The 7,148-nt window shown below is 39.7% G+C and carries 2 protein-coding genes and 1 pseudogene; 1 reads left to right on the forward strand and 2 read right to left on the reverse strand.

Annotation, left to right across the window (positions count from 1 at the left end; genetic code table 11):
* Window positions 1-89: 89 nt before the first annotated feature.
* Complete coding sequence (locus tag H1P_RS34690) at window positions 90-6,374, forward strand: Tc toxin subunit A-related protein (RefSeq protein ID WP_144876225.1); 6,285 nt, start codon at window positions 90-92, stop codon at window positions 6,372-6,374.
* A gap of 142 nt (window positions 6,375-6,516) precedes the next feature.
* Here H1P_RS34690 and H1P_RS34695 read toward each other — a convergent pair.
* A pseudogene (locus H1P_RS34695) lies at window positions 6,517-6,705 on the reverse strand (ubiquitin family protein); the annotation flags it as partial.
* A gap of 12 nt (window positions 6,706-6,717) precedes the next feature.
* Entirely contained in the window at window positions 6,718-6,921 is a 204-nt protein-coding gene (locus H1P_RS34700; RefSeq protein ID WP_186376328.1) for a hypothetical protein, read from the reverse strand.
* Between the last annotated feature and the right edge of the window lie 227 nt (window positions 6,922-7,148).

Raw genomic sequence — 7,148 nt, forward strand, 5'->3', positions numbered from 1 at the left:
GGTCAAGTAGAAGGAGTTGCTAAAAATGATGTTTTGGGACAAAAAAAATTTGTCGAGTCGCTCTTTGGGATTACTGTTTAAAAAATTAGATGACCACAGGGTTATTCTGTCTTTCTCAACTTTTTGCTATTGAAGCTGATTTAGCCATTAGTTTACTTGATTTAACTTCTATTGCTACTCAAACTCCCGATTATGTCAGATTTCGTATGACTCCAGTCAAACAAGAGCAAGAATGGTCGGAGATTGTCGAGTTTTTCCGATTTCTCTCAAGAATACTAATACTAACTCAGAAACTAGAACTTACTCCCACTGAACTTCAGAGCATTGGAGACAATAAAGAAGCTTTTGGTATTAACGAACTATCCCAATTAAGCATCAACAACATCCAAAATATTCATCACTTTAAAGGATTAATTGCAGCTTTTGGTGATGAAAAAAATGAACTTGTTGAATATTTTGCCTCTGTCTCTGAAAATGAGTCAAATAATCATATTGAGGAACTGGCTACAATTACTGGTTGGAAGCCAGAACAAATTTCTCTACTGGTTTCCCCACCAGAGAACCAAGAAAGCGATCAGTTAAATCTTGGTAGGGATTTACACAAGACAGTTGAAGGCATCACTAAACTAAAACAATGCTTTAACTTAAGTCACCATCTTGGGGTGAATATTTCCTGGTTTATTAAGTTGCTGAAGCTGGAAAACTTGACCGTTGTGGGAGAATCGGAAAATTGGGAACTCTATCAAAATGCTTCTCAAGCAGTCAGGGAAGTTACCAAAGCTAAATACGATGATGAACAATGGATTCAAGTTAGGGAAAAACTTGAAGGTGAACTGAACGAACACAAGCGGGATGTACTAACAGCTTGGATAATCTGGAAACAGAAATATGAAAACTTGCGCCATCTTTCCCAAGAACTACTAATTGATGTAGAAACCTCCAGTGCAATCTCGATTTCCATCATCAAAGAAGCAACTCTCGCCATTCAAACTTATTTACATCGCTGCCAAATGGGATTAGAACCAGGGGTAGAAAAACTAGATATTCCCGAAAATTGGTGGCAATGGATGATGAATTACCGAGTTTGGGAAGCAAATCGCAAAGTATTCTTGTATCCCGAAAATTATCTAGATCCTAGTCTGCGAAAGATAAAAAGCCCGATTTATCAAGAATTTGAAGAAGAGTTACTGCAATCAGATATCACTCCAGAATCGGTAGAAACAGCTTACCAAAACTATTTTGAGCAATTTACCGAAATTGCCCAACTCAAACCAGCAGGGGGCTATCGCTGCACCGTAGAAAAGAATTTTGAAGCGCAAGACACCCTATATCTATTTGGTCGCACTGCCACTGAACCCTACACTTATTATTACCGGAAGTGCATCAATCCCGAAGCGAAGAACCCAACCTGGGAAGCTTGGGAGAAAATTGATTTGGTCATTAACTCCGAATATATTAACGCAACTTATGCCTTTAACAAGCTGTTTATCTTTTGGGTAGAAGTCCTGCAAATAGAAAAAACAAAACAAGAAGGGAATGCACAGGAAGTCGAAACTGAAACCAAAGCAACAATTAAGTATTCATTCCAAAAATTTGGCAAACAGTGGATACAACCCCAAACCCTAGCCAAAGATATTGTTATCGAAAACTACGACCAACTTAGTGACAACCTATGGCGTAAAGTCACTGCACTGCCCATACCTAGTAATGGTTCAGAACCCGAAAAAATTCTCACCTTATTTGGCGATTTGCTTCAACAGGATGAATCTTATGTGACCCAAGACCAAAACCCAGGCATCTGTTTGAGCATTGATTTACTGCAAGAAAATACAAAAGTAATCTTGGAGAATAAGCCCTCTAATGCCAGACGAAGCGTAATATCTGACAGTAAATTGATGGCAATTCCAACAGATAATGTTTTGTATGATAACCATGCTGACTATGCTGATGATTCCAGAGATCGTTACCCTTTGATTGGACTGGTGGGATATTGGTCAATGAATGAGCTTAGTGGGAATAAAATTGTCGATTCCGTAGGCAACACAAATGGGACTTTAAAAGGGAATGCCAAACTTGAAACAGTCAAGAACTTTTCTCGTAAGGTGCTAAGGCTGGATGGTAATAATGCTTATGTAGATTTAGGCGAACAAAGTCATCTTCGGTTTGATGGGTTCAAAAGTTATACCATGGCTGCTTGGATAAAACCCGAACGCCGGGGAACAATTATTAGTAAATTTAATGGTGGTGTAAGTGCGACTTATTACATGGACGTGGAAGATGGAAAAATTCGTTCTTATCGTAATACACCACCGTTTGATATATCGTCTAATAAAACTGTGACCTTTGGTGAGTGGATTCATGTAGCTACTACCTACGATGGAAACACTTTAAAAATTTATATTAATGGTAAGCTTACAGATTCTCAACCTTTTAGAGGCAATCCTCCTGATGATTCCACCCCTGTTCTTATTGGTGCGAGACAAAATAATGGGCAACCAGAACAATATTTTAAAGGTCAAATTGCTGAAGTCAGTATTTGGAATGTAGCTCTTAGTGACGAGCAAATCTTTAATGCTTCAATCCCATTCATCCCATTAATAACAAAAAACATATCTAAGTCCAATGTCTCCGTCAGAGGAATCGACAATCAACCAGAGTGGTTCACTTTCGATAATGGAGACGAGGCTTTTCTGGCTTTTCCTCAACAAGCGAATGGTTTCCAACAGATTGACGATAGCTTAAAGGCAGTTACTCAAAATGATGAAATCGCCCTATCCTATGATGCTGCTGATATTTCTAATCTAGAAGAGCTAAAATTTACCTTCAAAAGAACAAACACCACCACTATTCGACAATTCAGTCAAAAAATGTTTGTAGGTGGTTTGGATAATTTACTGACCCTTGATTCGCAACTCACACCTGAATTAAATTTTGATCGCTTCTCTCCTACAGACTTTGTCAATTCTCCTAATAGCAGACCATTAGATTTTGATGGACCTTTAGGAATTTACTTCTGGGAAATATTTTTCCACATCCCCTTTTTAGTCGCCAACACTCTCAACTCCAACCAACGGTTTGAAGAAGCCCAGAAATGGTATCACTACATTTTCAACCCTACAAAGCCTAAATTTAATCACCCAAACCTAGCTGGTTATTGGTCAATTAATGAGGGGAGTGGAAATGTTCTCCGCGATCCCATCGGTGGCAACTTCGGAACAATAGAAGGTGATTTCCAATGGGAGACAGTCAATGATTTTCCCAATGCAAGCTCCAGAAATGTCTTGAGTTTTAACAATCAGAGTTATGTCAAAATTCCTAGTGGAGAAAATGGTGTTGGCGATTTTAAGCAAAGGGAGTTTAGCGTTGGGCTATGGTTCAAAACTACAGAATCTTCTGGCACGCTAATTTCTGCTGGTACTAATAATGATAATAATGATTTTTGGCGTATTTACCTGGAAGAGGGATTAGTTAAATTTGCTTTTAACAATGGTAACACTCCTCCCGATCGTGCTAGTTCAGATGTAGAGGTTAATAACGATCGATGGCATTATGTGACTGCTATACGTGATGGAGAGCGTTCGGGAAAATTATATTTTGATGGTGTCTTAGTTGATGACGTGATTTATGGTGGCGAAAGCACAGCAATTAATGCCCAATCAGATGTTTTCCTAGGTAAAAAATATGACAACACAGACTATTTTCAAGGACAAATTGCTGAGGTCAATATTGGGTATATAGCTCTTAGTGCAGAGCAAATTTCTGATGCTAGCAAAAATCAAAGCGATCGCTTTTGGCGTTTTCTGCCGTTCCGAGGCAATACCCTACAAAAACTGGAAGATGTATTAAGTAACGACGCAGCGATTGATGCCTACAATAATAATCCTTTCGACCCCCACGCGATCGCTCGATTGAGAATCGGCGCTTACGAAAAAGCGATCGTCATGAAATACATTGACAACTTGCTCGACTGGGGAGATTTATTATTTGCCCAAGATAACCGAGAATCCATTAGTGAGGCAACAATACTCTATATACTGGCTTACGATTTACTGGGAGAAGAACCAGAAAACTTAGGCAAAAGGCAAGTACCAGAGCCGAAAACATTCCAAGAAATCAAAAAACAATATGAAAGTGATGAAGATGGCATTCCCCAGTTTCTAATCGACCTAGAGCATAGCGTTAGCGATCCTACCCGCATAACGATTACCAGCACGCCATTTAACGATCTTAATACCTACTTCTGCGCTCCAGAAAACGAACAATTTATTGCCTATTGGGAGCGAGTAGAAGATCGGCTTTATAAAATTCGTCATTCCTTGAGTATTGAAGGAATAAGACGACAACTAGCACTATTCCAACCTCCGCTCGACCCCATCGAACTAGTTAGAGCAGTCGCAGCAGGAACAACACCTCTGAGTGTGGTTTCCCAATTAACCCCTGCGGTTCCCAACTATCGTTTTGATTATATGCTGGAGCGAGCCAAAAACATCACCTCCACGCTGATTCAATTGGGTGCATCTTTATTAAGTGCGTTGGAGAAAAAAGATGCAGAAGAACTAACATTGCTTAGAAGCAGCCACGAGCAAAGCATCTTGAAACTGATTACCACAACTAAAGAAAAGCAAATTGAAGAGGCAAATGAAACATTGAATTCTCTGAACCAGAGCAAAGCAAATGCAGATAAACGAAAAACCCACTATCAAAAACTGTACGATGAAAACCTGAATGCACTAGAAAAAATAGATCTGGCAAAGAGGTCTTTTGCCATATTATTCCTGAAGGCTTCCTCTTACATCCGCAAACAGAGTGCACCAGGTCATCTCCTCCCCACAATCTTTGGATTAGCTAGTGGGGGTACGAAACCGGGCGCAGCCACCGAAGCTATAGCTGACGTTACCGAGAAAAATGCTAACATTCTTAACCAGAAGGCTGGGCTTATCAGCACTGGTTCTCAATACAAGCGCAGACGGAGTGACTGGAAGCTACAAAAGAATTTAGCTGAAATCGAAGTTCAGCAAATCGAATATCAGATAGAAGCTCACAAAATTCGACAAGCCATTGCTGAACAAGAACTAAAAATACACGAAAAAAGCATTGAGCAAGCCAAAGAAATAGAAGACTTCCTCAAAGGCAAGTTTACCAATCAAGAGCTATATCAATGGATGGTTAGTCGCCTCTCGATCCTCTACTTCCAAACCTACAAAATTGCTCTGGATATGGCAATGGCAACCCAAAGTGCTTACCAATACGAACTCAATAAAGACGACACCCATATTAACTTCGATTATTGGGACAGCTTGAAAAAAGGATTGCTAGCTGGAGAAAGTTTAATGTTAGGTTTAAATCAACTAGAAAAAGCCTACATTGAAGGTAACGTCCGTCGTTTGGAAATTGAGAAAACCATCTCGCTGCTACAACTAAATCCCCAAGCTTTCCAACAATTGAAAGAAACAGGAAAATGCGAATTTGAATTGAGTGAAAAACTTTTTGACTTTGACTTCCCCGGTCACTACGCTCGTCAAATAAAAACCATTGCTGTTTCCATCCCCGCAGTTGTTGGTCCCTATCAAAACATCAGCGCCACCTTAACCCAAACCTCTAACAAGACACTGCTAAAACCTGATATTAATGCAGTTGAATACCTACTGGCTGGAGGGGAAAACCCACCAGATGAGTCAATTTTGCGCTCAAATTGGCGACGCAATCAAAAAATTGCCATTTCCAGAGGGGCTATGGATAATGGCTTGTTTGAACTTAATTTTTACTGGGATACCCGCTACTTACCCTTTGAAGGCAATGGCGCAGTTTCTACCTGGGAACTCAGTTTACCCAAACAAACCAATCGCATTAATTTTGACACCATTTCCGATGTGATTATTACCTTGAGTTACACAGCTTTAGATGGAGGAGATAAGTTTAGGGAAGATGTCACCAGTTTAGATGCACTAAAATCTTATTCTGAAGCGTATTATTTCAACCTCAAACAAGCATTTCCAGGGGAATGGCATACTTTTATCAATTCAAACACAGATACGGATTCGCAAAAGTTGAATTTTCACATTTCAGAAGAGATTATTCCACCTCATATCGAAGATACCAAACTTACAGAAATAATCTTTAAACTTGATGCTCCTGATGTGTTATCACCTTTAGAGTTTGCCACTATTAAGATTGGGGAAAATAATCTCATTAATGAGAATGATAATTCAATTAATGAAAGTGTTGCTGATAATTGGTTTGGAGATTGGGTTATTGATTTCGACTTAACTAAAGTGCCTGACAGTTTGATAAAGGATGGATTCCTAAATCCTGAAATTGTTAATAATATAGAATTAATCTTGACATATGAAGGGGGAATATATTGGGAAGATTAATTCCAAAAATGAGGTAAGGGCGAACAGGCGATCGCCCTTAGTCGGTCAACAGTTGACTGTTTCAAACAAGAGCGCGTCAGCTGAAACCAGGCAGCAGCACAGCAGGCATCGGCATCAAGCTGAGGAGTAACAATACAGGGAGGAAGTTGACCGACCGACCATTGGCGAGAATTAATTCCACTTCTGGATGAGGAACGCCCAAAGCTTCGATGGTATCTTTAATGGAGGGATTACCGCGAACCAGATACCTAAAGCCTTGCTGTCTTCTAAATAAAGGCAGAAAATCATTGAGTGAACCATAAAACCGAAAATAGGCGTAGTTACTCTTCATCTTGAATTATCGCTACGACCGCTCTGTGGGAGTCGCCAAAATAGTTAGCAAAATTCCAGGTAGTAGGTAATGATGAGCGATCGCAGATAAACCAGCGGATGTGCCTAATTGTTCTCGTTGCTGCCGATTATACAATTGCATTTCACCAATCCAGGGAACAAAACTAGAAAAATTATGTTCTCCTCTGTAACCATCAATTCTCTTTTCGCACGTCAAAATGTAATATGTAAAGATTATGTTTTTTGCCCCCCAAGGCGATCGCGATAGGGCATCGCTGTGGCACTACGTGCTCGCCAGATGAATTGCTCTACAAATCGGCGTTGTTCAAACGAGGGTTACACTTTGAGGAAAAATCCCTCATTTAAATAGAACATATATTCTCAAATATGGGACTAGTACAAAGAAATAGGGAATATGGTTAAATTAGGGATAATAAGCCTAAT

The organism is Hyella patelloides LEGE 07179 (assembly GCF_900659865.1).
Taxonomy (GTDB): Bacteria; Cyanobacteriota; Cyanobacteriia; order Cyanobacteriales; family Xenococcaceae; genus Hyella; species Hyella patelloides.